Below are 25,063 nucleotides of genomic sequence, written 5' to 3'. Positions count from 1 at the left end.
GATCGTGGCCACGCCCGACCCCTGGGAAGGACCCATTAGTGAGCGACACCACCGTCGAGACCCTGGCCAAGCTCCGCCCGGTAGGGCGGCCGCCGGCCCCGCCCCCGCCGCCGGACGTCCCGCCCACACCCCGCCCCGGCCCCGCTCCAGGACCTCCCGGGCTCCCCGGCCTCCCCGCCCCGCCCGTCTCCGCCCTCCGGACGCCCCGCCCGCGGGCGCCCCGCCCGGCCCGCGCGGCCTCGCACCCTTCCGCGTCCCGCGCCACCGATCGAGGGATGTACGGGGGTGACGGGTTATGCCCATGTGGCAATAGGGTTTACGGCCTATGCCCGGGAACGTAGATAATGATGTGCGTAAGCCGCTTTTTCGGCTGCTCGCCGTCGGCTGCCTGGCCATGCTCCTGGTCGGCGGCAGCACCGTGGTGAGCCTCCCCGCCACCCCCGCTCCGTCCGCCGCCCCGCCCGGGCCCGCCGCCTCCCTCCCGGCGGCGACTCCCCGGCAGGCCGCGGCGCCCCTGCCGGTCACGGCCTCCCCGCAGGTCACCGCGCCCCCGGATGCCGCGGCCTCCCCGCAGGCCGCGCTCCCCCCGCCGACGGCGGCCGGCGGGCCGACCCCCGCGCCCCCGGCGATGGTCACCCCCACGCCGCCCCCGGGGCCCGCGCCCGAGGCGGAGCGCGCCCACCTGCTCGCGAACGGGCGGCGGCAGCCGGAGAAGGTCCGGGTGCCGCGCTCCGCGAGCGGCCGCTACACCGTCGTCCGCGGCGGGGCGGCGCCGCCGCGGCGCAAGGGGAAGGTCGTCCGCTACATGGTCGAGGTCGAGAAGGGGCTCCCGTTCGACCCGGAGGAGTTCGCCGCCGAGGTGCACCGCATCCTCAACGACCCGCGCGGCTGGGGGTACCGCTTCCGCCGCGTGTCGCGCGGCCCGGCGCGGATCCGCGTCTCGCTGTCCAGCCCGGCCCTGACGGACCGGCGCTGCCTGCCGCTGCGCACCATGGGCGAGCTGTCCTGCTGGAACGGCGGGCGGGCGGTCATCAACGCGGTGCGCTGGAACCAGGGCGTGCCGGGATACGGCCGCGACGTGGCCTCCTACCGGGAGTACGTGATCAGCCACGAGGTCGGCCACGGCCTCGGGCACGGCCACGTGCCCTGCCCCGGCCCCGGCCGGCGCGCCCCGGTCATGCTCCAGCAGACCAAGTCCCTGTACGGCTGCCGCCCCAACCCCTGGCCCTTCCCCGGGCGGCGCTGACCGCCCCGGACCTCCACCCGGGGGAGGGCGACGGCGTCCCCGCCGCGCCCTCCCCCGGACCGCCTCCGGGCGGGGCCCGGGCCCCGGCGGGCCGCCCGCGCGGGCGGAGACCCGCCGCGGCGCGTCCGGCGGGCAGAGACTCCGGCAAGGACCGGCGTGCTTGCGGCGGTCGCGGCGGGCATCGGCTATACGGTGACCGCGTGACTGCATTCCGTGACATCCTCCTGCGCAGGGCCGAGGGACGGCGCATCTCGGCACCCCGCAGGCTTCACGAGCTGGACGCGCTCCGCGGCTTCGCGCTGTGCGGGATCATGGTGGTCAACACCTGGCAGCACACGTGCGACCGCCTGGCGCATCCGGCGCGCAACACCGTCGACTGGACCATCGACAGCCTGTTCCAGGCCAAGTTCTTCCCGATCTTCTCGCTCCTGTTCGGCATGAGCCTCGTGCTGTTCCTCCGCTCCGCCGAGAACCGGGCCGAGCACCCCCGCCTGGTGCTGCTGCGCAGGCTGGCGGTGCTGGCCTGCTTCGGCGCCGCGCACCGGGTGGTGAACCCCGACGAGGTGCTCCTGCCGTACGCGGGGTTCGGCGCGATGGTGCTGCTGCCCGCGTCGTTCCTGCCGGACCTGCTGGTGCTGGCGGCCGGGGTCGGCGCGACCGTCTGGGGGGTCGGCCACGGCGGCGGCGGGGCCCTGGTCAGCGGGCTGTTCCTGCTGGGGATGGCCGCGATGGAGTTCCCGCTCTCCGAGCGGCTGCTGGCACCCGCCTTCCTGGTCAGCACGGTGCTGGCGGGAGTGCTCGTCTACCTGTGGATCGCCTCCTCGACCGGGAGCGCCCTGTTCTTCCGGGGCGCGTACACCGCGAGCGGGCTGGCCTGCTCGGCGGCCTACGGCACCGGGCTGCTGCTGCTCCTGCGCACCCGCCTGCGCGAGGCGCTGATGCGGGTCCTGACCCCGCTCGGCCGGATGGCGCTGACGAACTACCTGCTCAGCACGGCGGCCATCCTGGGCACGCTGCCGCTGCTGGTCGCCGACCCGACCCGGCTGTCGGTGCCGGCGCTGGCGGTGGCCGTGCTGGCCGCGCAGGTCGTCTTCAGCCGCTGGTGGCTGGCCAGATACCGGTACGGCCCGGTGGAGTGGCTGTGGCGCTGCCTGACCTGGCTGGAGCGGGTCCCGAACCGCCGGGCCGCGGTGCCCGCCTGACCCCGCCCGATCCCGCCCGGCCCTGCCCGGTCCCCCCTCGGCCCGTGCGGCGCCCGCTCCGGCCCGCCCGGCGGCGTTCAAGCCTTCCCGTGCAGGAATTCACCTGCTCCAGGCGGTACCCCCGCGCCCGGCCGGGGTAGGCGATCCGACATGCGCTATCACGCACTGGCCACCGACTACGACGAGACCCTCGCCTCGGAGGGCCGCGTCAGCGACGAGACCGTGGACGCGCTCGAGCGCCTGACGCGCTCCGGGCGGCGGCTGATCCTCGTCACCGGACGGGAACTGGACGACCTCCACCGGGTCTTCGACCGGCTCGACCTGTTCGACCGGGTCGTCGCCGAGAACGGGGCGGTGCTGTACCGCCCCGCCGACCGGACGAGCGTCCCGCTGGCGGAGGCGCCGCCCGAGCGGTTCGTCGAACGCCTGCGCGAGCGGGGCGTGGACCCGCTCAGCGTCGGCTCGGTGATCGTGGCCACCCGGGAGCCCCACGACGACACCGTCCTGCACGCCATCCGCGACCTCGGCCTGGAGATGCAGGTCGTCTTCAACAAGGGCGCGGTCATGGTCCTGCCGTCGGGGGTCAACAAGGCCAGCGGGCTGGCCGCCGCGCTCGCGGAGCTCGGGGTCTCGGCGCGCAGCACGGTCGGCGTGGGCGACGCCGAGAACGACCACGCCTTCCTGGTGTCCTGCGAGTGCGCGGTGGCGGTGGCCAACGCGCTCCCGGCGGTCAAGGAGCACTGCGACCTGGTGACCGGGCAGGACCGCGGCGGCGGCGTGACCGAGCTGATCGACCGGATCATCGAGGACGACCTGGCCGGGACGGACCCGCAGCGGCACCACGTGCTCCTGGGCACCGGCGCCGGCGGCGAGGTCCGCCTCCCCCCGTACGGCCTGCGCCTGCTGGTCACCGGTCCCTCGCACAGCGGCAAGTCCACCGTCACCGGGGCGCTGCTGGAGCGGGTCGCCGAGGCGGGCTACCAGTACTGCCTGATCGACCCGGAGGGCGACTACACCGACGGGATCAAGGACGCGATCGTGCTCGGCGACGCCCGGCGCGCGCCCACCGAGGAGGAGATCCTCCAGGTGCTCAAGGACGTCCGGCAGAGCGTGGTCGTCAACCTGCTGGGCGTCTCCCTCGACGACCGGCCGGGCTTCTTCGAGTCGTTCCTGCCCCGCCTGGCGGCGGTCCGCTCCCGGCACGGCCACCCGCACTGGCTGGTGGTCGACGAGGCCCACCACATGATGCCCCAGGGGTTCGGGCTGGACTCGGTGGACCTGCTGCGGGACATGGGGGCGCTGCTGATGGTCACCGTCCACCCCACGGCGGTCAGCGAACCGGTCCTGCAGACCCTGAACGCGCTCGCCGTGGTGGGCGAGGACCCCGGTGAGGCCCTGGGCTCCTTCGCCCGCGTCACCGGGCAGGCCCTGCCGGGCGAGGAGTACCCCGACCTGCCGACCGGGGAGCTGCTGCTGTGGCGGCACGGCGGCGAGCCCGTCCGCCTGGAGCTGACCCCGCCCGCCGAGGAGCGCCAGCGGCACCGCCGCAAGTACGCCGCCGGCGACGTCGGGGAGGCCAAGAGCTTCTACTTCCGGGGCCCGCACGGGGCGCTGAACCTGCGGGCCGAGAACCTCGTCATGTTCTGCCGCATGGCCGACGGCGTCGACGAGGAGACCTGGCTGCACCACCTCCGCCGGGGCGACTACTCCACGTGGCTGGCCGAGCAGGTCAAGGACGAGGAGCTGGCGGCGGAGGTGGCGCGGATCGAGCGGGACCCCGGGGACTCCGTCGACGACGCCCGGCGCCGGGTGCGCGAGCTGATCGAGGAGCGCTACACCGCCCCCGCCGGCCCGGCCGGGGACTCCTGAGCCCCGGGCCCGGGTGCGCCGCGCCCCGGCCCGGGCCGCAGGTCACCGCTCACCAACCCGTCGAGGACGAGCCCGTGGAGCAGCTCGCCCGCCTCCCCGGCCCGGCGGAGCGCCCCGGCGAACAGCTCCAGCTCGCGGAAGAGGCGGCCGTAGCGCCGCTGCTCGGCGAGGGGCAGCCGGGGCAGGAGCGTGCGGCGCGCGTCCACCCGGGAGACTCCCGAGGCGGCACCGGGGGCCCTCCTCGCCGAGGCCCGCAGGAAACCCGCGACGAAGTGGGGGTCGAAGGACTCCGGGTCGGGCCGGATGAGGAGCAGCTGAGGACCGAGCGCGGTCTCCGCCTCGACCACCACGGCGGCCGGAGTCCGGCCCGCGACCGGGACGACGACGTCCCCGGGCCGGGCGACCACCAGGTCCGGACCGCCGGCGGCGGTGCCCGTCGGGGCCCGTCCCAGGACCACGTCCTCGGCGGTCAGCAGGGCCAGGTCCCCCTCCCCCCGCTCCGCCCGCGCCGGGGTCGGCACGATGCGCAGCGCCCCCGTCCTGGCCAGCTCGCCCAGCGGGACCGCGGGGAAGGAGTGCTCGCGCGGGGAGTCGGCGACCGAGGGGATCAGGCGGGTCAGCTCGGCGACCGCCGCGAGCAGCTCGTCGGCGGTCCGGCCGGCGACCCCTGGGCCGGCGGCCCGCCGGAGCAGGTAGCGGCCCGGGGTGAGGTCCACGTCGTCGTCGAGCAGGTCGATGACGGGAACGGCGCGCCCGCCGCCCGCCGTCTCCCGCTGCGGGTCCTCCATGAAGGCGCGCCAGGCCGGCACCACCGCCTCCCGCGACTCGGTGGCGTCGACCATCAGCACATGGGAGGGGATCCGGTCGCCGAGGTCCGGCCGGCGCAGCAGCCACAGGTGGGGCGGCATCGCCGACTGGGGGGCGGAGCCGGGCGGCAGGGCCACCACCGCGCGCAGCGCCCCCGTCCGGATGAGCTGGGAGCGGATCCGCCGGCCGGACCTGCGGCTCGCCGCGGCCGGCGGCATGAGGACGGCCACCTGCCCGCCCGGCCTGGCGTGGGCCAGGCAGTGCTGGACCCAGGCCAGCTCGGACTCGCCGCGCGGCGGCAGGCCGTACTGCCAGCGCGGGTCGCCGGCCAGCTCCTCGTACCCCCAGCCGCGTTCGCCGAACGGCGGGCTGCACAGCACGGCGTCGGCCTGCAGGCACGGGAAGGCGTCGCCGGTCAGGGCGTCGCCCCGCCGGACGTCGGCGGCGATGCCGCGCACCGCCAGCCGGGCGCTCGCCAGCCGGGCGGCGTCGCCGTCGCGCTCCTGGCCCACCGCCCGCACCGTCCCGGCCCCGTCCCCGGCGGCGATCAGGAGTCCGCCGTGGCCGCAGGACGGGTCGAACACCTCGCCGGAGCGGGGCCCGACGAGCGCCGCCATGAGCCTGGCGACCTCGGGCGGGATGACCTGCACGCGGCGCGAGTGGGCCTCGGTGTAGCGGGTGTAGAGGAACTCGACGGTCTCCGCGGGGCCCCGGCTCTCCGCCAGGGCCGCGGTGGCGCGGATCAGCGGGACGTCGCGGCGGTCGGCCACCAGGTCGGGCAGCGCGTCGGCGACCTCGGAGTCGTCGGCCTGCAGCAGCTCGGTGAGCCTGCGGTGCGCGACGGCCGCCGCCAGCCGGCTGACGAGGGACAGCAGCCGCAGGTCGTCGGCCGAGTTGCGGACCTTCTGCCAGAGCAGCTCGTCCTCGGGCAGCGTCTGCAGCTTGCCCTGGGCGCGCAGCCAGGACTCGACCTCGGTCAGGGAGAACAGCGGGCTGGACGCGGTGCCGCCGACCGGTCCGGGGAAGTCGCTGAACCGGCGGCGCCAGTTGCTCACCGCGGCCCGGCCGACCCCCGCGAGCCTCGCGATGTCCCCCGCGGTCACCGTCGCCCCGTGCTCCGTGGCCACTCCCACCTCCGTCAGGTCGCCGACGTCCCGGACCGGCCGATCCGCGGCGGCGCGGCACCGTGCCGTCCCGGATCCCGGACGGCGGAGAAAAGAGCCGGTCACCGTCCTCTCGCCTTTCCGGTCCGGATTACATCCGGAATGTACCGGTCCAGAATCATCCGTGTCGCACTATGCGGTACGTATCTCTGTTTTTCCTCCGAATGTTCCTCCGTTCACCGGGGGCGGTCCAGGGCCCCGGACGGCCCGCCCGCCGCCCGCCGACGGGCCGGCGGGCGGGGAACGGGCGGCCCGGCGGACGGAGGCCGGGGGGACGACGGGGAGGGGACGCCGAGGCGGCCGCGGGGCCGGTTGCCGCCGCGACCGCCCTCCCCGCGGCCGCGCCGCGGGGTGCGCCGCCTACTTGATCGAGCCCGCGGTCAGGCCGCCGACGACCTTCCGCTCGATGAGCGCGAACAGGATGATGACCGGGATGGTGGCGATCACCGAGCCGGCGAACAGGTTCTGCCAGTCCACCTGGTACTGGCCGATGAAGGAGTTCAGCGCCACCGTCAGCGGCTGGTTGGCCGGGGTCGTGGTGAGCGTCAGGGCGACGACGAACTCGTTCCACGCCGCGATGAACGTGAAGATCAGCGCGGTCACCACACCGGGCATCGCCAGCGGCAGGGTGACCCGGAACAGCGCGCCGAACCGGCCGTTGCCGTCGATGAACGCCGCCTCCTCCAGTTCGCGCGGGATGGAGGAGAAGTAGGCGTTGAGGATCCACACCGCGAACGCCAGGTTGAAGCCGCCGTTGACGAGGATCAGCGCCCAGACCGAGTCGACCAGCCCGAACTGGTAGAACTCCCGGTAGATGCCGACCAGCATGGCGGTGGGCTGGAACATCTGGGTGATCAGCACCAGGATCAGGAACGCCGTCCGGCCCCGGAAGTCGTGCCGGGCGGTGTAGTACGCCGCGGGCAGCGCCACCAGCAGCACCAGGACCGTGGACCCGGCGGCGACCTGCAGGGTGACGCCCAGGTTCTGGACCAGCCCGCCGGTCCAGAAGTTCGTGAAGTTCGACCACGCGAACGCCGACGGCAGGAACGTCGCCTCGCGCAGCTCCTCCTGCGGGCGGAGCGCGGTGAGGATCATCACCAGGTAGGGGAAGAGGAAGACGAACGCGACGAGGTAGGCGCCCGCCGCGACGACCACGGTCCTGAGCGACGGGAGCCGGCGCGCCGGCGCGGGGGCCGGCGCCGCCGCCGGGCGCCGCACCGGCGCGGCGGAGGCGCTTTCGGTGACGGTCATGAGACCTCCGTCCTCCACTTGCTGACCTTGAGGAAGACGACCGTCAGGACGATCACCATTCCGAAGTTGACGACGGACATGGCCGCCGACTCGCCGATGTCGGAGCCCTTGAGGATGTACATGAAGATGGTCGAGGTGGCCGTGGAGTAACCGGGCTGGCCGTGGGTCATGGCCCAGATGATCGGGAAGCTGTTGAAGACGTTCATCACGTTGATGAGCGTCGCCACGACCAGGGCGGGCCGCAGCAGCGGCAGCGTGATCGACCAGTAGGTGCGGAGCCTGGAGGCGCCGTCCATCTTGGCCGCCTCGTAGACGTCGGAGGGGATCGCCGACAGCCCGGCCAGCAGCGCGTAGGTGGTGAACGGGAGCGAGACGAAGACGGCGACGAAGATCAGCCAGGGCATCGCGCTGCCCGCGCTGCCCAGCGGGTCGGCGTCGGCGCCGCCGAGCGCGTCCAGCAGCCCGAGGCGGTGGCGGATCATGTTGATCAGGCCGACCTCGGGGTCGAGCATCCACTTGAAGATGATCGCGGTCATCAGCACCGAGGCCGCCCACGGCGCGATCAGCGCCCAGCGGGCGATGCGCCGGCCGGGGAAGCGCTGGTTGAACAGCTGGGCCAGGCCCAGGGAGAGCACCACCGTGATGGCCACCACCGCGACCACCCACAGCAGGCTCCGGGCCATGACCCCGCCGAAGTCCGGCTCCGCGAAGAGCTTGGTGTAGTTGTCGAACCCGTTCGATCCCTGGACCACTCCGAAGCGGCTGATCTTCAGGAACGAGGACTGGACCATCACCACGACCGGCCAGACGACCACGACGCCGATCAGCACCACGGCCGGGCCGATCCAGGCCAGCGGGGCCAGCGCGCGCATTCCCCGGCCCCGGGCGAATGTCTGCTGCATACGTCCTGCTTTCGAGGGGGTGCCGGATGCGGCGCGCGCGGGTCGCGCGCGCCGCATCCGGTCACCGGCTGGTCGGTCCGGGGCTACTTCGCCGTGGCGGTCTTCTGGATCGCCCCGAGGATCTCCTTCGGGTCGCCGTCGATCGCGTTGCCGATGGTCTGCTTGATCTGCGTGTTCACCTCGGACCACTTCGGGTCCTGGAAGGGGTAGAACGTCGCGTTGGGCAGCGCGTCCAGGAAGGGCTTGAGCTTCTCGTCCGACGACAGCTTCTCGATGCCGGACTTGGTCACCGGCAGCAGCTTGTAGGTGTCGCTGATCTTCTGGGCCGCGGTGCCGCCGTAGAAGAAGTCGAAGAACTTCTTGATCTCCTCCTTGCGGCCGTTCTTGTTGAACGCCATGATCCAGTCCTGGACGCCGAGCGTGGTGTCGAGCGGCCCGTTCTTGCCCGGGATGGGGGCGACCCCGAAGTTCGTCAGGCCGCCCTTCTCGAAGATCGGGATCGACATGGGGCCGCCGTTGACCATGCCGACCTTGCCCGCGGCGAAGTCGGCCCAGACGTCCTTGCGGTTCTTGGTGCCGGGGTTGGGGGTGGTCAGCCCCGCCTCGGCCAGGCCCTTGAGGTAGGTGAAGGCCTCGACGTTGGCCGGGGAGTCGATCGCCCAGTTGCCGGAGGCGTCCTTGTAGCCGCCGCCGTTGCCCATGAACCACAGGAACGACTCGGCCTGCGCCTCCTCGTTGCCGAGCGGCAGGCCGAACGGCTGGGAGACCCCGGCGGCCTTCAGCTTCTCGGCCGCGGCCTTGAGCTCGTCCCAGGTCTTGGGCGCCTCGGCGATGCCGGCCTTGTCGAACAGGTCCTTGTTGTAGAACAGGGCGCGGGCGGAGGAGACGAACGGGATGCCGTAGCCGACCCCCTCGACCTTGCCGAACTCGGCGAACTTCTCCAGCAGGTCGGCGGAGGTCTGCGGCGACAGGACCTCCTCGGTCTTGTAGAGCAGCCCGTCCTTGACGAAGCCGGAGTAGTCGCCGGTCTGCAGGATGTCGGGCACCTGCCCGTTCTGCACCATGGTGGCGACCTGCTTGTCGATGTCGTTCCAGTTGATGACCTGGACGTCGATCTTGATGGCCGGGTTGGCCGCCTGGAACTCGTCGACGACGCCCTTCCAGAACTTCTCGCCGCTGTTGTCGGCGGTGGGGCCGTCGCCGTAGTCGGCGGCGACCATCTTCAGCGTCACCGCGCCGCCGTCCGCCCCGTCGCCGCCCGAGGCGGAATCGGTGGAACCGCAGGCGCTCATCACCAGCGCGGCGGCCAGGCCGAGCGTGACCGTGCCAACGAACCTCTTGCTCACGTACTTACCACCTTGGTCGTCTTCGGTTCGGACTGGTCCGTACCAGTTGGGGGGTGCCGAGGAGGCTCGGCGTCCTGCTGCATGCTGGACCGGAGGCGGTGGCGGCCTCGCGGCCGGGCCGCTCCTGGCCTCGGTGATGCGGACCACGTTAAGCGGCGGTGGCGCCCCGGTCTATACCGGGCGATATCGGTTTGGCAACGCCACCCCTCCGGCCGCCCTGCTGGTCTATACCAGACGACCATCGAACGTGGTGATCAATGTTCATTATTGATCTGATTTCTGGCTGATCAATCACATACGCGCAACTTCTCGGTAACCGTGCGGGGCGGCCGCCCTTCGGGGGCGGCCGCCCCGCGCCGGGGCCGCGCCCGCGACCACCTCTTCACGGCGCGCCGCGCCGGGCACTGGTAGAAAGAAGGGCGACCCGCCCTGAACCCGCGGGCGTGAGGAGCCCACCATGTTGTTCGAGCCTGACCGCGGCTCGGCGTTCAGTCTCTCCTCCGAGGCGCACGGGAGTGCGGTCGTCGTCCACGTGTCCGGAGAGCTCGACTACCGCTCAGCGCCGGTCCTGCGCGAGCACCTGAGCCCGCTCTGGGACCGGTCCGAGGTCTCCGCCCTCGTCGTCGACCTGTCCGCGGTGGCCTTCTGCGACTCGGTCGGGCTGGGCGAGCTGGTCGAGGCCCTGCAGCGCAGCGAGTCCCGCGGCATGCGGCTGATGCTCGCCGGGGTGCAGGGGGTCCTGGCCCGGGTCCTGTCCATCACCGGGCTGCGCAAGGCCTTCGAGATCCATCCGGATCCCGGCGCCGCCCTCCGCCGGGCCGCCGAGGGCGCCAGCCCGGCGCCGTGAGGGACCGCACCGGACCCCGCGTCCCCCATGTGAATCCGGTACACCCCTGTCCTGGATCGACCGAGCTTCACGTGGTGGGATACGTTTACCTCCGTACGGGGTGTGCTGGGACGAGCTGACGGAGACCGGCGATGACAGGCGACGAGGCGACCGTCACCGCGGCCGACATCGCGCGCATGGCGGGGGTCGGCCGGGCGGCCGTGAGCAACTGGCGGCGCAGGCACGAGGACTTCCCCGAGCCCGTGGGCGGCACCGCCACCAGCCCGGCCTTCTCCCTGCGGGCCGTGGAGGCGTGGCTGCTGGCCCAGGGCAAGGTCGAGGAGCTTCCGCTGCGCGAGCGCGCCTGGCAGCGGATCCGCGCCACCGCCGACGACCTGCGGCTCGGCGAGGTCGTCGCCGAGGTCGCCGAGCTCCTGCGCGGCCGGGGGGCGCCCCGCCTCGTCCCGCCCGCCGTCCGGGAGCTCGCCGAGCGGTACGCCGCGGAGCAGGGGACCGGCGAGGCCGTCCGCTTCCTCCTCGACCGCTACGCCGACGTGCACTCCCGGCGCCTGACCGAGACCCCTGCGGAGGTCGCGGAGTTCATGGCCCGGCTGGCCGGGCCCGGCGTGCGCACGGTCCTCGACCCGGCCTGCGGGCTCGGGGTCCTGCTGGCCGCGGTGGCCGGCGCCGAGCACGCCTACGGCCAGGAGCACGACCCGGCCCTCGCCCGCCTGGCGCGGTCCCGCCTGGCCCTGACCGGGACGGACGGCGAGGTCAGGGCGGGCGACTCCCTGCGCGAGGACGCCTGGCCCGGCGTGGCCGTCGACGCCGTCGTGTGCCACCCGCCGTTCAACGAGCGCAACTGGGGGTACGGCGAGCTGGCCGGGGACCCGCGCTGGGAGTACGGCCTGCCGCCCAAGACGGAGTCCGAGCTCGCCTGGGTCCAGCACGCCCTGGCCCACCTGGCGCCGGGCGGCGTCGCGGTGCTGCTCATGCCCGCCATCGCGGCCGCCCGCCGCTCGGGCCGCCGCATCCGCAGCAACCTGCTGCGCCGCGGGGCGCTCCAGGCCGTCATCGGCCTGCCCGCCGGGACGGCCACCGGCACCGGGCTGCCCGTGCACGTCTGGGTGCTGCGCAGGCCCCCGGCCGGGGCCCGCACGCCCTCGCGTGTGCTGATGGCCGAGGTCGGCCCGCAGAGCTTCGGCACCGTCGCCGAGCTGTGGCACGCGTTCCGGCGGGACCCGGAGGCCGGGCTCGACCGGCCCGGCGAGAGCCGTACGGTCCCGATCATCGAGCTGATCGACGAGGAGATCGACGTCACCCCCTCCCGGTACCTCGGGACGGCCGAGCAGGTCTCGGCCGACGGCTACCTCGCCTTCCGCGGGCGCCTGTCCGACCGGCTCGGACGGCTCGCCGCGCTGGTCCCCGAGGCCGTCCCCGGCCCCGGCCGGGAGCTGCCGCCGGTCGCGCTCGCGGAGCTGGAGCGGACCGGGGCGCTGGTCCTGCACCAGGCGGGGCGCTTCGAGGTCGGGGGCACGGGCGAGCCCGTCCTGACCGACCGGCAGGTCTTCGACGGCGGGCCGCCGCAGACGCGCACGGACCCCGCCGGCCGCGTCAGGATCGAGCCGGGGGACGTGGTGGTCGCCACCCGGGGGGGCGCGCTGGCCACCCTGGTGGCCGAGGAGCGCGGCCTGCTCCTGGGACCGCGGCTCACCCTGCTCCGGCCCGACCCCGACCGGCTCGACCCGTTCTTCCTCGCCGGGTTCCTGCGCGCCCTCTCCTCGCCCTCCGCCGGCGGCACGCAGTCCGGCCCGACCCGGTTCGACCCCCGCCGGGCCCAGGTGCCGCGCCTGGCCCCGGACGAGCAGCGCCGCTACGGCGACGCCTTCCGGCGGATCTTCGCCTTCGAGGCCGAGCTGCGGCAGCTGGCCGAGGAGGGCGGCCTGGCCGCGGCCGCGGTCTCCCGCGGCCTCGCCACGGGGGCCCTCGCCCCTCCCCCCGCGGGCTCCTGAGCGGCGGGAAAACCGGTCGCGCCACCGGGAGGGCGCGGCCGATACTGATCATCGTCATCGACCGCCCGGCGACCGCCCGGTGACCGTCGCGGCCGCGGGGCCCCCGCCGCCGCGCACGGAGCCGGCCGGGCACGGGCCCGCAGGTAGGAGGAGCCGCCCATGCCAGCCGTCCCGCCGCCGGACCTCCCGCCGGACGCACCGGGCCCCGCCGGGCCGCCGGCACCCGCCGTCTCCTGCGTGTTCGTCTGCCACGACGGCCGGGGCCGGATCCTGCTGGCCCGGCGCGCCGCGGGGGCGCGGGACGAGCCCGGGACCTGGGACTGCGGCGCCGGGGCGCTGGAGTACGGCGAGACGTTCGAGGCGGCCCTCGCCCGCGAGGTCCGCGAGGAGTACTCGGCCGCCGTGCTGCAGGCGGAGCGGATCGGCGTGCGCAACGTCGTCCGGCGGGATCCGTCCTCCCACTGGGTGGCGGTGGTCTTCGCGGTCAGGGTGGACCCCGCGGAGGTGGCGATCGGCGAGCCGCACAAGTTCGACGAGCTCGGCTGGTTCACGCCGGACGCCCTGCCCGGGCCGCTGCACTCGCAGCTGGCCGAGACCCTCGCGCTCTTCCGCGCCTGGCGGGAGGCGGAGGCCCCCGGCGCCGCCCGGCCCTCAGCCGGGCGCCCGCTGGCGCTGGTCACCGGGGCGGGCCGGCGGGCCGGCATCGCCGCGGCCGTGGTGCGGCGGCTGGCCGGGGAGGGCTGGGACGTCGCGTTCAGCTTCTGGACCCCCTACGACGCGCGCATGCCCTGGGGCGAGGACGCCGAGACCGCGCGGCTGCTGTGCGGGCAGGTGGAGCGGGCCGGCGGGCGGGCGCTGGCCGTACCCGCCGACCTGGCCGACCCGGAGGCCGCCGGGACGCTCTTCGACCGGGTCGAGCGGGAGCTGGGCGCGGTGACCGCCCTGGTCATGTGCCACTGCGAGTCGGTCGACTCCGGCATCCTGGACACCAGCGTGGAGAGCTTCGACCGGCACTTCGCGGTCAACGCCCGCGCCGTCTGGCTGCTCGTGCGCGAGTACGGCCGGCGCCACGCGGTCCCGCACGGCACCGGCCGGATCATCGCCCTGACCAGCGACCACACCGTCTTCAACCTGCCGTACGGCGCGAGCAAGGGGGCGCTGGACCGCATCACGCTGGCCGCCGCCCGCGAGTTCGCCCACCTCGGCGTCACCGCCAACGTCGTCAACCCCGGCCCGGTCGACACCGGCTGGATGGGCGACGAGCTCAGGCGGGAGCTGGTGGAGGCCACCCCGCTGGGGCGGCTCGGCACGCCGGACGACTGCGCGAACCTGGTCGCCTTCCTCTGCTCCCCGGAGGGCGGCTGGATCAACGGGCGGCTCCTGCACAGCGACGGCGGCCTGGGCGCCTGACCCCGGCGGGCTCCCGGGGAGATGCCTCCCGGCCCGGAGATCCACGCATTTCCCCACAGAGCGCCCGCGCCCTTCTTCATTCTCCGGAGCGGCCGGCGGCGGTCTGATGGGAGCGAGCGGCCGGCGACGGGGGAACGAGCGCCGGCCGGAGTCCATCGGATCGAGAAAGGCATCGAACCATGCGGAGAATCTGGTCGGTCATGGCCGTGGCCGCCGTCGCCGGGGGCGTTCAGATCGGGCTCGCCCCGTCCTCGCACGCGGACACCGGTGTGAGCGTGACCGCGGCGAACCTGCACGTGACCGCGGCCGCCGGGAAGGCGAACAAGATCACCGTCTCGCTCTCGCCGCAGGGCGACGTGGTGGTCACCGACGCCGGGGACGTGCTCAGGCCGGGCGGCGGATGCACCCGGGGGGACGGCGGCTCCGTGGTCTGCCCGGGCGTCCAGGCCATCCAGGTCGATCTCAAGGACCTGGACGACACCTTCACCAACGCCACCGGCATCGGCGCCCGGGTCGAGGGCGGACCCGGCGCCGACACGGTCCTGGCCGGCAGCGGCGGTGACGTCTTCACCGGCGGGCCCGGCGACGACGTCTTCACCGGCGGCGCGGGCGACGACTCCGTGGTCGCCGACCGCCTCGCCGACGGCGCGGACGTCTTCACCGGCGGGCCCGGCGACGACACCGCGGTGTACCGGGACCGGCTCGACCGGGTGACCGTCTCCCTCGACGACCGCGCCGACGACGGCGCGGCCGGCGAGCGGGACGACATCCGCGCCGACGTGGAGAACGTCCGCGGCGGCGCGGCCGGCGACACCGTCATCGGCAACGACAGGGCGAACGAGATCCGCGGCGGGCGGGGCGACGACACCCTCGACGGCGGAGGCGGTGACGACACCCTCAACGGCGAGGCGGGCAAGGACGTCCTCGCCGGCGAGGGGGGCGGGGACCTGCTCCTGGGCCTCGACGGCGCCGCCGGCGACGACCTCGACGGCGGGGCCGGGAACGACGAGTGCAGGTCCGACGCGGGTGACGTGGACAGGTCCTGCGAGACCTGACGCGCGGGCGGCGGGGCGCACGGAGCCCCGCCGCCCGGCCTCCTCCGTCCGCAGCGGGGAACCGCGGGCATGGGCGCGCAGGCGCGGGGGCGGAGCCGCCGCGGGCCGCACCGCGCCGGAGGACGCCGGACGACTGCCGGTCAGAGGGTGTCCCACCGCGCTCCGACGCCGGCGCCGGAACGCACCGCCGCCGGAACGCCCGCCGCGTCGTCGAGCGTGTAGGAGTAGTAGGCGCGCGGCTCGGCGACGCTGCCGGCCGTCTCCGGCACACCCGAGTTCACGAAGACGTTGCCACGCTGCACGGCCCGGCCCGGGCCGCTGTCGGCGTAGCCGCCCGCCGACAGGAGCGGGTGGGGGACGTCCTGGAAGTGGTTGCCCTCCACCAGCACCCCGGCGTTCTCCGTCGAGGCCACGCCGTACAGGGCGTTGCCCAGGAAGTAGTTGTTGAAGACGTGCACCGGCTCACCGAACCGGACGCGCGGGTGGCGCTGGCGGCTGTGGTCGAAGAAGTTGTGGTGGACGGTCACCTTCAGGCGTCCGACGTCGGTGCCGGCCGCGCCGTCGGAGTGGCCGATCAGCATGCTCTTGTCGGAGTGGTCGAAGTGGTTCCACGAGACGGTGACGTAGTCGGCGCCGCGGACCACGTCGATGGAGCCGTCGGCCGCGCCGGAGAAGGTGTTGTGGTCGATCCAGATGTGGTGCGACTCGCGGCCGACGTTGACGGCGTCGTCCTCGGCGCCGGTGAACCGGAGGTTGCGCACGATCACGTTGTACGACCGGTAGAAGTCCAGGCCCCCGCCGGTGATGTGGCCCGAGGTGCCGACGCCGATGATGGTCTTGTTGGGCCGCACGCCCTGCTTGCTGGTGATGGCGATGGTTCCCGCCACCCGGATGACGAGGGTCTCCTTGCTGTCGATGTACTCCAGGAACTCCTCGGCGGTGGTGGCGGTGACGGTGCGCCCGCCCGCGCCGCCGGTGGTGCCGTTCTGTCCCAGCGCCTCGACGGAGGCGAAGCCGACGGGGCCGCCGACCGGGGCCGCGGCGGCCGGCGCGAGGGCCGGGACCGCCCCGGCGGGCGCGGGGACCGGGACGAGCAGCGCGGCGAGGACGGCCGCGGCGGCGCCGAGCGCGCCACGGCGGCGGTGGCCCGTACGGGCGGGGGCGGTGCGGAGCATGGGCTGCCTTTCGCGGGGACGGTACGGGACGCGCGGGGGCGCGTTCGCGGGTGGACGGCGCTCCCGGGTGGGCGGCGCCGCCCGCCGGCGTGGGCCGGCGGGCGTGCCGCGGCTCCGCGAGGGAGCGGGGTGGCGCGGTTTCCGGAGGACCGGGATCAGAGGCCGATCTTCCCGACGCCGGCGCCGGCGGTGACGATCGCCGGGACGGCCGCGGGGTCGTCGAGCGTGTAGGGGTAGTAGGTGCGCGGTTCGACGACCGTGCCGGCCGTCTGGGGGGCTCCCGAGTTCACGTAGCGGTTGTTCCGTTCGACGACGCGGCCCGGGCCGCTCTTGTCGTAGCCGACGTACACGGGGTGGGCGACGTTCTCGAAGTGGTTGCCCTCCACCAGCACGCCGGCGTTCTCCGTCGAGGCCACGCCGTACAGGGCGTTGTTCCGGTAGTAGTTGTTGAAGACGTGCACCGGCTCGGCGAAGCGCACCCGCGGGTGGCGCTGGTCGGTGCCGTCGAAGAAGTTGTGGTGGTAGGTCACCCGGAGCTTGCCGACGTCGGCGGTGTGGTTGTCGGAGTGGCCGAGCAGCAGCGCCTTGCTGTGGTGGTGGAAGCGGTTCCACGAGACGGTGACGAGGTCCGACTCCCGCTTGATGTCGAGCAGGCCGTCGTGGCCGCCGGAGAAGTCGTTGTGGTCGATCCACACGTGGTGCGCCTTGTTGGTGACGCTGATGGAGTCGTCCGACGCGCCGGTGAACCGGATGTTCCGGATGATCACGTTGTTGCCCGGCCGGGTCGTCGAGCCGAGTTGGAGGCCGCCGCCGGTGATCTCCGCGCTCGTGCCGACGCCGAGGATGCTCTTGTCCGCGACCACGGTGATCATGTCGTCGACCGCGATCCGGCCGGAGACCCGGATGACGTAGGGGCCGCGCCGGCCCGCGTAGTCCTCCAGCTCGGCCGCCGTGGTGACGGTCACCTCGGGCCCCCCGGCGCCACCGGTGGTGCCGTTCCGGCCGAGGGCGTCGACGGTGGCGAAGCCGACCATGGCCGTGACCGGGACCGCCGCGGCCGCCGGAACGGCGGGGGGCGGTGCTCCGTGGGCGGCGCCTCGGGCGGCGGGGAGCGCGGCTCCGGTCAGGAGGGTGACCAGAACGGCGGCCGCACCGGCGGCCGACAGCGCCGGTCGCGCGCGCCGGGACGCCCGCGGCACCGCTGCGGCGGCCGGGACGGCCGGCTCGGAGGCGGATGGGATGGATGTCATGGATCGCTCTGCTTTCTGCGCGCTCTGCGCGGTTTCCCGTCCGGGCCGCGAGCGGACGTACGACGGCCGGAGGACGTGCGGGTGGCGGGGCGGGCGGCGGGCGCGCCCGGAAGGGGGCCGCGCGCGGCCGGGCGGTCCGCGCGGCCCCGGGGGAGGGGGCGCGGCGGCCGTGGGGGCGGCGGTTCTGCGCTACCGCCGGCGCGGGGCGGGGTGGTGGAGCGGCCGAGCGGCCGGCACCGCGTCCCGGGACGGGTCGCGAGGCGGAAGGGCGGACGGGGTAGGGCACCACCCCTTTCCATCAGCGGAAATAAGGGAAAGCGCTTTCCTTGACTACGGTGAACGTACGTTAACCACACCCTCCAGTCAACGGTGAGGATCCAGGCGGTAACGCGAACGTCGCCGCCCGGATGGGCGACGGGATCCGGGGTTGACCCGCCCCTCCCGGAGGCGTACAAGTGCGGATAGCGCTTTCCCTGACTCGTAACGGCATGTCCGGCCGCGCTGGAGCACGGCCGGGCACGGGCGGAACTGGAGGTTCCACGTGCGAAGAGGGAGAAGGCGCGGCGCCGGCTCGCTGCTCGGCGCGCTCACGGCGGTCGCCGCGGCCGTACTGCTCGGGGCGCAGGCGCTGACGGCGGCGCCCAGCGCGTCCGCCACGCTGTTCGGCGACGACTTCGAGGACGGCGACGCCACCGGCTGGTCGAAGTCCGGAGGAAGCTGGTCGGTGGTCTCCGACGGCTCCCGGGCGTACCGCCAGTCCGGCACCGGCGCGGACGCCAGGGCCGTGGCCGGTGCCGACTGGTCGGACCAGGCCGTGCAGGCCCGGGTGAAGCCGACCGCGTTCAACGGCACCGGCCGGCACGTCGCCGTCCTGGCCAGGGCCCGGAGCACCACCAGCTACTACTTCCTCGGCCTGAGCGACACGGGCTCGGTCGTCCTGGGCAAGCGGACCGGCGGCGGCCCGCTGACCCTCGACTCGGCCCCGGCGGCGGTGACCGCGGGCACCTGGTACACCCTCAGGCTGGAGGTGTTCGGCACCGCGCTGCGCGGCTTCGTCGACGGCGCGCAGGTGGTCTCGGCGACGGACGCCTCCATCGCCTCCGGCCGGGCGGGCCTGGCCGGCCACTACGCGAGCGCCTCGTTCGACGACGTGCTGGTGACCGATGTCGCCGGGCCGGGCGGGCCGTCGCCCAGCCCGACGGTCACCCCCACGGTGACGACGCCCCCGGGCTCCTGCGTCACCTCCGGGGCGCCCGTCGGGTTCGCATCGGTGAACGCCTGGGGCCAGAACGGCACCACCGGCGGCGCGGGCGGGCCGACCGTCGAGGTCGACACCGCGAGCGAGCTGCTGTCCGCGATCGGCCGGAGCGGTCCCCTGAACGTCTGCGTGCGCGGGATGATCACGGTCCCGGCCGGGATGCACGACGTCGCCTCGGACAAGACGATCGTGGGCGTCGGCGCCGACGCCGGCATCAGCGGCGGCGGCCTCAACATCGGCCTTCCCCCCGACGACGCGGTCACCTCGCCGCCCGCGGACGCCGTGCACAACGTCATCATCCGCAACCTGACGTTCCGCGGCGCCACCGACGACGCGATCAACGTGCAGATGTTCTCCCACCACGTCTGGATCGACCACAACGACCTGTGCTGCGGCTACGACGGGCTGGTCGACATCAAGCGGGGATCCTCCTACGTCACCGTGTCGTGGAACCACACGCACCGGCACACCAAGAACATGCTGCTCGGCCATGACGACGACAACGCCGCGCAGGACACCGGCCGGCTGAAGGTCACCTACCACCACAACTGGTTCGACCGGACCCCGCAGCGCAACCCGCGCGTGCGGTTCGGCGAGCCGGTGCACGTGTTCAACAACTACTACGTCTACAACACCGACACCGGCGTGGCCTGTCAGGCCGGTGCCGGCTGCCTGGTCGAGGGCAACTACTTCGAGCGCGTCGAGGAGCCGGTGACGAACTCCTACGCCGGACCGCCCGGCAGGTGCGTCGCCCGCGGCAACGTGTTCGCCGACGGCTCGGGGCAGCCCGACTGCAGCGGCAGCGTGCAGGAGGCCTCCGCCTACTACGCCTACACCCTCGACGACCCGGCCTCCGTGAAGGCGGCCGTCGTCGCGGGCGCCGGGGTCGGGAAGATCGGCGGCTGAGACCTCCCCCGCCGTCCTCCCCGGGGCCCGGCGGGCGGTGGAGATCACCGCCCGCCGGGCCCTGACGAGCCGGTCGGTCCCGCCGGCCGGCGCCCGACGCGCCCGGGCCCGGCGGGATCGGCCGCCGGAGGGCCACCCGGCGGCGACAATGGGCCCCATGGAGGCGCCGCCGTACATCGACCCGGCCGTCAGCCGGTACCTGCTGGAGCACAGCACCGGCCCCGACGAGCTGCTCGACGCCCTGGCCGAGGAGATCCGGGAGGTGGACGGGGCGTCCGCGGCCGCGCAGCTCTCCCCCGGCCTGGGCCGGTTCCTCACGATGATCGTCCAGGTCACCCGGGCGCGCACCGTCGTCGAGGCGGGCGCCTTCACCGGGTACGCCTCCCTGTGCCTGGCCCGGGGCCTGCCGCCCCGGGGCAGGCTGACCTGCTTCGCCCCCACCCGGGAGCGGGCCGAGCTCGCCCGGCGCCACTGGGAGCGGGCCGGCGTCGCCGACCGCATCACACTGCGGATCGGCCCGCCCGCCGAGCGGCTGCGCGACCTGCCGTTCACGCCCGCGGTCGACCTGGCCTTCGTCGACGCCGGCGGCGACGAGCGCTCCCTGTACTACAGGATGCTCCTGCCCCACCTGGGCGCCGGCGGGCTGATGCTGGTCAACGACACCCTGCAGGGCGGCGTGGTCGCCCATCCCGCCGCGTACGACGAGACGACCCCGGCGGTCCAGGCGTTCAACGAGCTGGTCGCCGCCGACGACCGGGTGAGCGTGCTGATGCTGCCCCTCGCGGGCGGCCTGACGATGATCCGCAGGCACCACGGCGGCCGGACCGTATAGAGAGAGCGCTCTCTAAATTTTCACTCCAGGTGTTGACCGCAATCAACCTTCGCGTAACAGTGTTCATTGACCGGTCCTCAGGCTGCAGCGACGACAGACCGCCCCCCTCGGTTGCCCGCAGAGAGGAATGGAATGAACCGTTCCCGAATGAGAAATCGCTCTCTCTCCTGGATCCCGATCGCCGTCGCCGCGCTGCTGCTCCCCCTGGCCGCGGTCACCGCGCACGCCGCCGTCCCGCCGACCCCCTCCGGGTGGTCGCTGGTGTGGAGCGACGACTTCGACGGCGGCGCCGGATCCCTCCCCTCCTCGGCGAACTGGATCATCGACACCGGCCACTCCTACCCCGGCGGCCCCGCCAACTGGGGCACCGGCGAGGTCCAGCGCTACACCGCCGACCCGGCCAACGTGAGCCTCGACGGCGCCGGCAACCTGCGCATCACCCCGATCAAGAACGGCGGCGAGTGGACCTCGGGCCGCATCGAGACCCGGCGCGCCGACTTCAAGCCCGCCGCGGGCCGCGTCCTGCGCATCGAGAGCCGGCTCCGGATGCCCGACGTCACCGGCCAGGCCGCCCTGGGCTACTGGCCCGCCTTCTGGGCGCTCGGCGCGCCGTACCGCGGCAACTACTGGAACTGGCCCGGCATCGGCGAGTTCGACATCATGGAGAACGTCAACGGGATCAACTCGGTCTGGGGCGTGCTGCACTGCGGGGTGAACCCCGGCGGCCCCTGCAACGAGACCACCGGCCTGGGCGCCAGCCGGGCCTGCCCCGGCGCGTCCTGCCAGTCGGCCTTCCACACCTACCGCTTCGAGTGGGACCGCAGCGTCACCCCCGACCAGCTGCGCTGGTACGTCGACGGCCAGCAGTTCCACAGCGTCAGCCAGTCCCAGTTCGACGCCGCGACCTGGAATGACATGACCGGGCACCAGGGCTACTTCCTGCTGCTCAACGTGGCCATGGGCGGCGCGTTCCCCAACGCGCTGGGCGGGCAGACCCCCACCGCCGCCACGCTCTCCGGGCGGCCGATGATCGTCGACTACGTGGCGGTCTGGCAGAGCGGCTCCGCTCCCGACCCCGACCCGACCACTCCCCCGCCGGGCGGGGTGGACGCCCGCTCGACCATCCAGGCCGAGCGCTACCAGGCGCAGTCGGGCACCATGGTGGAGGCCACCACGGACACCGGCGGCGGGCAGAACGTCGGCGCGATCGCGAACGGCGACTGGCTCCGCTTCGACGGCGTGGACTTCGGCGGCACGCCGGCCACCCAGTTCCGGGCGCGCGTCGCGTCCGGGGCGGGAGCAGGGGTCAGCGGGCTGGTCCAGGTGCGCCTGGGCAGCCCGACGGCTCCCCCGATCGGCGACTTCGCCATCGCGAGCACCGGAGGCTGGCAGAGCTGGCACACGGTGCCCGCCAACATCTCACCGGTGACCGGGACCCACACGGTCTACGTCACCTTCAGCAGCGGGCAGCCCGCCGACTTCGTCAACCTCAACTGGTTCACGTTCGGCAGCTGACGGCCCCGGCCCGGCCGCCGCCGCGGGCTCACAGCCGCAGGGGCAGCCGGGCCAGCCGCCACATGCCCGGCAGCTGCTGCCGTTCGCGCTCGAGCTCCTCGGGCGCGACGGCCAGGGCGAGGCCGGGGAACCGGCGCAGCAGCGCCGCCAGCGCCACCTCGCCCTCCTGCCGGGCCAGCGCGGCGCCCAGGCAGTAGTGCAGGCCGTGGCCGAAGCCGACGTGGCGCTCCCGCCGCCCGTCCGTCTCGCGGGTGATGTCGAGGCGGTCGGGCTCGCCGAACTCGCGCGGGTCGCGGTCGGCCGCCGCCAGCACGGCCATCACCGCCTCGCCCCGGCGGACCGGCACGCCGGCGAGCTCGACGTCCTCGGCGGCGTAGCGCATCCGGGCCATGAGCACGGGCCCGCACCAGCGCATCAGCTCACCGACGGCGCGGGGCATCAGCTCCGGCTCGCGCCGGAGCAGGGCCAGCTGGTCGGGGTGGGCCAGCAGGGCCGCGGTCCCGTTGCCGATCAGGTGGGCGGTGGTCTCGTGCCCGGCGACGACCAGGGTCAGGACCATCGTGACCAGCTCGGTGTCGCTCAGCCTGCCGTCCTCGGAGTCGTGCACCCGGATCAGCGCGGTGAGCAGGTCGTCGGCGGGCGCGGCCCGGCGCCGGGCGATCAGCTCCTGGATGTGTTCGACCATGTCGCGCACCACCGCGCCCATCTCGACCGGCCGCATCGAGAACAGCGTGCGGCCCCACTCCCGCCAGCGCGGGCGGTCGGGCTCGGGGACGCCGACCAGCTCGCAGATGACGGTGATCGGCAGCGGGTAGGCGAGGTGCTCCATCAGGTCGGCGACGCCGTCCTCGGCCGCCGCGGCGAGCCGGTCGAGGAGGCCCTCGGTGATCTCCTCGACCCGGGGCCGCAGCTCGGCCACCCGGCGCGCGGTGAAGGCGCGGGAGACGAGCCTGCGCAGCCGGAGGTGGTCGTCGCCGTCGGCGTCGAGGATGCCGTCCAGCAGGTACCGCGCGTACTCCGGGGGGATGCCGCGTGCCCGGATCAGCCTCTCGCGGATTCCGCTCACGTCCGTCCCCGGCACGTGCGCCGGGTCGTTGACGAACCGGGTGTCGCCCAGCACCGTCCTGACGTCGTCGTAGCGGGTGGCGAGCCAGACCGGGGTGCCCGCGTCGGGCAGGACGGCGCGCACCAGCGGCGCCCGCTCCCGCATCCGGGCGAACGCCCCGTGCGGGTCGCGCAGCAGCGCGGGATCCGCCAGATCGACCGTGTCCGGGCCTGTCCGAACGCTCATGCCCTCTTCTCCCCCCGAGGCCGGCACCGGGCGGGGACCGCCCTGCGGGTAACCGTCCCCAGGTCGGGAAGGCACCACACCCGGCCGGGCGGTCCGGCCCGGCCCGGGACGTGAGAGGGGCCGCCCTGCGGGCAGGGGCCCGGCCATGACTACGGAACCCTTCTGGATCGAATCGGCCGCGGGCCGGCCGTACCCGGTGCTCACCCGTGACCTCGAGGTGGACGTCGCCGTGGTGGGCGGCGGCATGGCGGGACTCTGCACGGCCTGGGAGCTGGTGAAGGAAGGCCTGTCGGTCGCGGTCCTGGAAGCGGGGCGGATCGCGGCGGGCGTGACCGGGCACACCACCGCCAAGCTCTCCGCCCAGCACACCATGATCTATTCGAGGCTGGCGAGGTCCGCCGGGGCGGAGGCCGCCCGGCTCTACGCCGCCTCCCAGCAGGAGGCGGTCGAGCACGTGGCGGCCACGGCCGCCGAGCTGGGCATCGACTGCGACCTGGAGCGCGTCCCCTCCTTCACCTATGCGGAGTCCGCCGACGCCGTCGAGGAGATCCGCGCCGAGGCCGAGGCCGCGGCGGAGGCGGGGCTGGCCGCGTCGTTCACGGACTCCTCGCCGCTGCCCTTCCCGATCGCCGGGGCGGTCCGGGTGGAGGGGCAGGCGCAGTTCCATCCGCGCCGCTACCTGCTCGGGCTCGCCGAGGCGATGACCGCCCGGGGCGCGCGCATCTTCGAGGGCACCCGGGTCGTGGCGCTCGACGAGGGCGACCCGTGCACCCTGCGGACCGGGGACGGGATGACGGTCACCGCCCGCGACGTCGTGGTGGCGACGCACTACCCGGTGTTCGACCGGGGGCTGCTGTTCGCCCGGATGAAGCCGGAGCGCGAGCTGGTCGTCGCAGCCGTGATCCCGGCCGACCGCGATCCTCGGGGCACGTTCATCACGACCGAGCAGAACAGCCGCTCGGTCCGGACGGCGCCGTACGGCAGGGGCCGGCGGCTGCTGATCGTCACCGGCGAGCAGTTCGAGCCGGGCGCCGGCGGGGTGGAGGAGCGGTTCGAGCGGCTGGCCGCGTGGACCGCCGAGCGGTTCGGCGCGGGCGAGGTCGCCTACCGGTGGGCGGCCCAGGACAACCACACCACCGACGGCCTGCCCTTCATCGGGCCGTTCCACCCCGGGGCCCGCAACACCTACGTGGCGACCGGGTTCGGCGGCTGGGGCATGAGCAACGGCGCCCTGTCGGGCCTGCTGCTGACGGACCTGATCCGCGGGCGGCAGCGGTCGTGGACCCGGCTGTACGACCCCCGGCGGCTGCATCCGCTCCGGGAGGCCGGGCCCGCGCTGAAGATCCAGGCGGCCGTCGCGGCGCACTTCGTCGGGGACCGGCTGGGCACCGGCCCGGCCGAGGCGCTGGCGGACCTGGAGCCGGGGCGGGGCGCGGTGCTGAAGGTGGACGGCAGGCGCTGCGCCGTCTACCGCGACGAGGACGGCGGCGTCCACGCGGTCTCGGCGATCTGCACCCACCTGGGGTGCGTCGTCGGCTTCAACGACGCCGAGCGCACCTGGGAGTGCCCCTGCCACGGCTCGCGGTTCGGCCTGGACGGCGCGGTCCTGCAGGGCCCGGCCACCGAGCCCCTCGACCGGGTGGAGCTGCCGGACGCCGAGGCCGCGCGCCGGACGGGCGGGTGAGCGGACCGGGCCCGGACCGCGCCCGCTCCCCGCGCGGGGGCCGGTGCGGCCCGGGCCCGGCCG

The 25,063-nt window shown here is 74.4% G+C and carries 18 protein-coding genes; 11 read left to right on the top strand and 7 right to left on the bottom strand.

Translation table 11 applies throughout. From position 1 onward, the window contains the following. Positions 1-349: 349 nt before the first annotated feature. From ABD823_RS00900 to ABD823_RS00890, 3 genes are all read left to right on the top strand, one after another. Positions 350-1,246, top strand: coding sequence for a DUF3152 domain-containing protein (locus ABD823_RS00900; RefSeq protein ID WP_344854763.1), 897 nt, complete (start codon positions 350-352; stop codon positions 1,244-1,246). Between the two features lie 200 nt (positions 1,247-1,446). Beyond that, the gene (locus tag ABD823_RS00895; protein WP_344854761.1) at positions 1,447-2,448 is read left to right on the top strand and encodes a DUF418 domain-containing protein; all 1,002 of its coding nucleotides are present in this window, start codon (positions 1,447-1,449) and stop codon (positions 2,446-2,448) included. 150 nt (positions 2,449-2,598) lie between these two features. Beyond that, on the top strand, positions 2,599-4,317 hold the full coding sequence (locus tag ABD823_RS00890) for an HAD-IIB family hydrolase (RefSeq protein WP_344854759.1): 1,719 nt from the start codon (positions 2,599-2,601) through the stop codon (positions 4,315-4,317). Here ABD823_RS00890 and ABD823_RS00885 read toward each other — a convergent pair. From ABD823_RS00885 to ABD823_RS00870, 4 genes are all read right to left on the bottom strand, one after another. Next, a complete protein-coding gene (locus ABD823_RS00885; protein WP_344854757.1) occupies positions 4,281-6,251 on the bottom strand; it encodes an N-6 DNA methylase in 1,971 nt (656 codons plus the stop codon). The two genes, ABD823_RS00890 and ABD823_RS00885, sit on opposite strands and share 37 nt — an antisense overlap. A 396-nt stretch (positions 6,252-6,647) precedes the next feature. After that, positions 6,648-7,538, bottom strand: a complete 891-nt coding sequence (locus ABD823_RS00880; protein ID WP_344854755.1) for a carbohydrate ABC transporter permease — start codon at positions 7,536-7,538, stop codon at positions 6,648-6,650. Beyond that, positions 7,535-8,440: a carbohydrate ABC transporter permease gene (locus ABD823_RS00875; RefSeq protein ID WP_344854753.1), complete on the bottom strand. Its 906-nt coding sequence runs from the start codon at positions 8,438-8,440 to the stop codon at positions 7,535-7,537. Before ABD823_RS00875 ends, ABD823_RS00880 begins: the two co-directional genes overlap by 4 nt. Positions 8,441-8,523: 83 nt before the next feature. Continuing rightward, entirely contained in the window at positions 8,524-9,786 is a 1,263-nt protein-coding gene (locus tag ABD823_RS00870) for an extracellular solute-binding protein (protein ID WP_344854751.1), read from the bottom strand. A gap of 457 nt (positions 9,787-10,243) precedes the next feature. Between ABD823_RS00870 and ABD823_RS00865 the strand changes: the two genes are divergently transcribed. From ABD823_RS00865 to ABD823_RS00850, 4 genes are all read left to right on the top strand, one after another. Next, the gene (locus ABD823_RS00865) at positions 10,244-10,633 is read left to right on the top strand and encodes an STAS domain-containing protein (protein WP_344854749.1); all 390 of its coding nucleotides are present in this window, start codon (positions 10,244-10,246) and stop codon (positions 10,631-10,633) included. Between the two features lie 131 nt (positions 10,634-10,764). Further along, positions 10,765-12,624 carry an N-6 DNA methylase gene (locus ABD823_RS00860; protein ID WP_344854747.1) on the top strand — a complete coding sequence of 620 codons (1,860 nt, stop codon included), beginning with the start codon at positions 10,765-10,767 and terminating at the stop codon, positions 12,622-12,624. A gap of 159 nt (positions 12,625-12,783) precedes the next feature. Beyond that, positions 12,784-14,034, top strand: coding sequence for an SDR family oxidoreductase (locus ABD823_RS00855; RefSeq protein ID WP_344854745.1), 1,251 nt, complete (start codon positions 12,784-12,786; stop codon positions 14,032-14,034). 179 nt (positions 14,035-14,213) lie between these two features. Continuing rightward, on the top strand, positions 14,214-15,089 hold the full coding sequence (locus ABD823_RS00850; protein ID WP_344854743.1) for a calcium-binding protein: 876 nt from the start codon (positions 14,214-14,216) through the stop codon (positions 15,087-15,089). Between the two features lie 140 nt (positions 15,090-15,229). Here ABD823_RS00850 and ABD823_RS00845 read toward each other — a convergent pair whose 3' ends face one another. After that, entirely contained in the window at positions 15,230-16,264 is a 1,035-nt protein-coding gene (locus ABD823_RS00845; protein ID WP_344854741.1) for a pectate lyase family protein, read from the bottom strand. A gap of 155 nt (positions 16,265-16,419) precedes the next feature. Next, positions 16,420-17,514 carry a pectate lyase family protein gene (locus tag ABD823_RS00840; protein ID WP_344854739.1) on the bottom strand — a complete coding sequence of 365 codons (1,095 nt, stop codon included), beginning with the start codon at positions 17,512-17,514 and terminating at the stop codon, positions 16,420-16,422. Positions 17,515-18,055: 541 nt separating this feature from the next. On the opposite strand from ABD823_RS00840, the gene ABD823_RS00835 reads away from it, so the two are divergent. From ABD823_RS00835 to ABD823_RS00825, 3 genes are all read left to right on the top strand, one after another. Continuing rightward, positions 18,056-19,678, top strand: coding sequence for a pectate lyase family protein (locus tag ABD823_RS00835; protein WP_344854737.1), 1,623 nt, complete (start codon positions 18,056-18,058; stop codon positions 19,676-19,678). Between the two features lie 157 nt (positions 19,679-19,835). Further along, the gene (locus ABD823_RS00830; protein ID WP_344854735.1) at positions 19,836-20,510 is read left to right on the top strand and encodes an O-methyltransferase; all 675 of its coding nucleotides are present in this window, start codon (positions 19,836-19,838) and stop codon (positions 20,508-20,510) included. Positions 20,511-20,657: 147 nt separating this feature from the next. Further along, a complete protein-coding gene (locus tag ABD823_RS00825; protein ID WP_344854733.1) occupies positions 20,658-22,025 on the top strand; it encodes a glycoside hydrolase family 16 protein in 1,368 nt (455 codons plus the stop codon). 28 nt (positions 22,026-22,053) lie between these two features. Here ABD823_RS00825 and ABD823_RS00820 read toward each other — a convergent pair whose 3' ends face one another. Then, positions 22,054-23,316, bottom strand: a complete 1,263-nt coding sequence (locus ABD823_RS00820) for a cytochrome P450 family protein (RefSeq protein WP_344854731.1) — start codon at positions 23,314-23,316, stop codon at positions 22,054-22,056. 145 nt (positions 23,317-23,461) lie between these two features. Here ABD823_RS00820 and ABD823_RS00815 point away from each other — a divergent pair, with 145 nt between their 5' ends. Continuing rightward, positions 23,462-25,000 carry an FAD-dependent oxidoreductase gene (locus ABD823_RS00815; protein WP_344854729.1) on the top strand — a complete coding sequence of 513 codons (1,539 nt, stop codon included), beginning with the start codon at positions 23,462-23,464 and terminating at the stop codon, positions 24,998-25,000. Positions 25,001-25,063 lie beyond the last annotated feature (63 nt).

The organism is Planomonospora alba (assembly GCF_039534085.1).
Lineage (GTDB): Bacteria > Actinomycetota > Actinomycetes > Streptosporangiales > Streptosporangiaceae > Planomonospora_B > Planomonospora_B alba.
This window is presented reverse-complemented; position numbering and strand designations above follow the sequence as displayed.

Coding starts and splice junctions, on each gene's coding strand:
- ABD823_RS00890 (WP_344854759.1), top strand. CDS start 2,599: ATGCGCTATCACGCACTGGCCACCGACTACGACGAGACCCTCGCCTCG.
- ABD823_RS00880 (WP_344854755.1), bottom strand. CDS start 7,538: ATGACCGTCACCGAAAGCGCCTCCGCCGCGCCGGTGCGGCGCCCGGCG.
- ABD823_RS00875 (WP_344854753.1), bottom strand. CDS start 8,440: ATGCAGCAGACATTCGCCCGGGGCCGGGGAATGCGCGCGCTGGCCCCG.
- ABD823_RS00865 (WP_344854749.1), top strand. CDS start 10,244: ATGTTGTTCGAGCCTGACCGCGGCTCGGCGTTCAGTCTCTCCTCCGAG.
- ABD823_RS00860 (WP_344854747.1), top strand. CDS start 10,765: ATGACAGGCGACGAGGCGACCGTCACCGCGGCCGACATCGCGCGCATG.
- ABD823_RS00855 (WP_344854745.1), top strand. CDS start 12,784: ATGCCAGCCGTCCCGCCGCCGGACCTCCCGCCGGACGCACCGGGCCCC.
- ABD823_RS00850 (WP_344854743.1), top strand. CDS start 14,214: ATGCGGAGAATCTGGTCGGTCATGGCCGTGGCCGCCGTCGCCGGGGGC.
- ABD823_RS00845 (WP_344854741.1), bottom strand. CDS start 16,264: ATGCTCCGCACCGCCCCCGCCCGTACGGGCCACCGCCGCCGTGGCGCG.
- ABD823_RS00840 (WP_344854739.1), bottom strand. CDS start 17,514: ATGACATCCATCCCATCCGCCTCCGAGCCGGCCGTCCCGGCCGCCGCA.
- ABD823_RS00830 (WP_344854735.1), top strand. CDS start 19,836: ATGGAGGCGCCGCCGTACATCGACCCGGCCGTCAGCCGGTACCTGCTG.
- ABD823_RS00825 (WP_344854733.1), top strand. CDS start 20,658: ATGAGAAATCGCTCTCTCTCCTGGATCCCGATCGCCGTCGCCGCGCTG.
- ABD823_RS00820 (WP_344854731.1), bottom strand. CDS start 23,316: ATGAGCGTTCGGACAGGCCCGGACACGGTCGATCTGGCGGATCCCGCG.
- ABD823_RS00815 (WP_344854729.1), top strand. CDS start 23,462: ATGACTACGGAACCCTTCTGGATCGAATCGGCCGCGGGCCGGCCGTAC.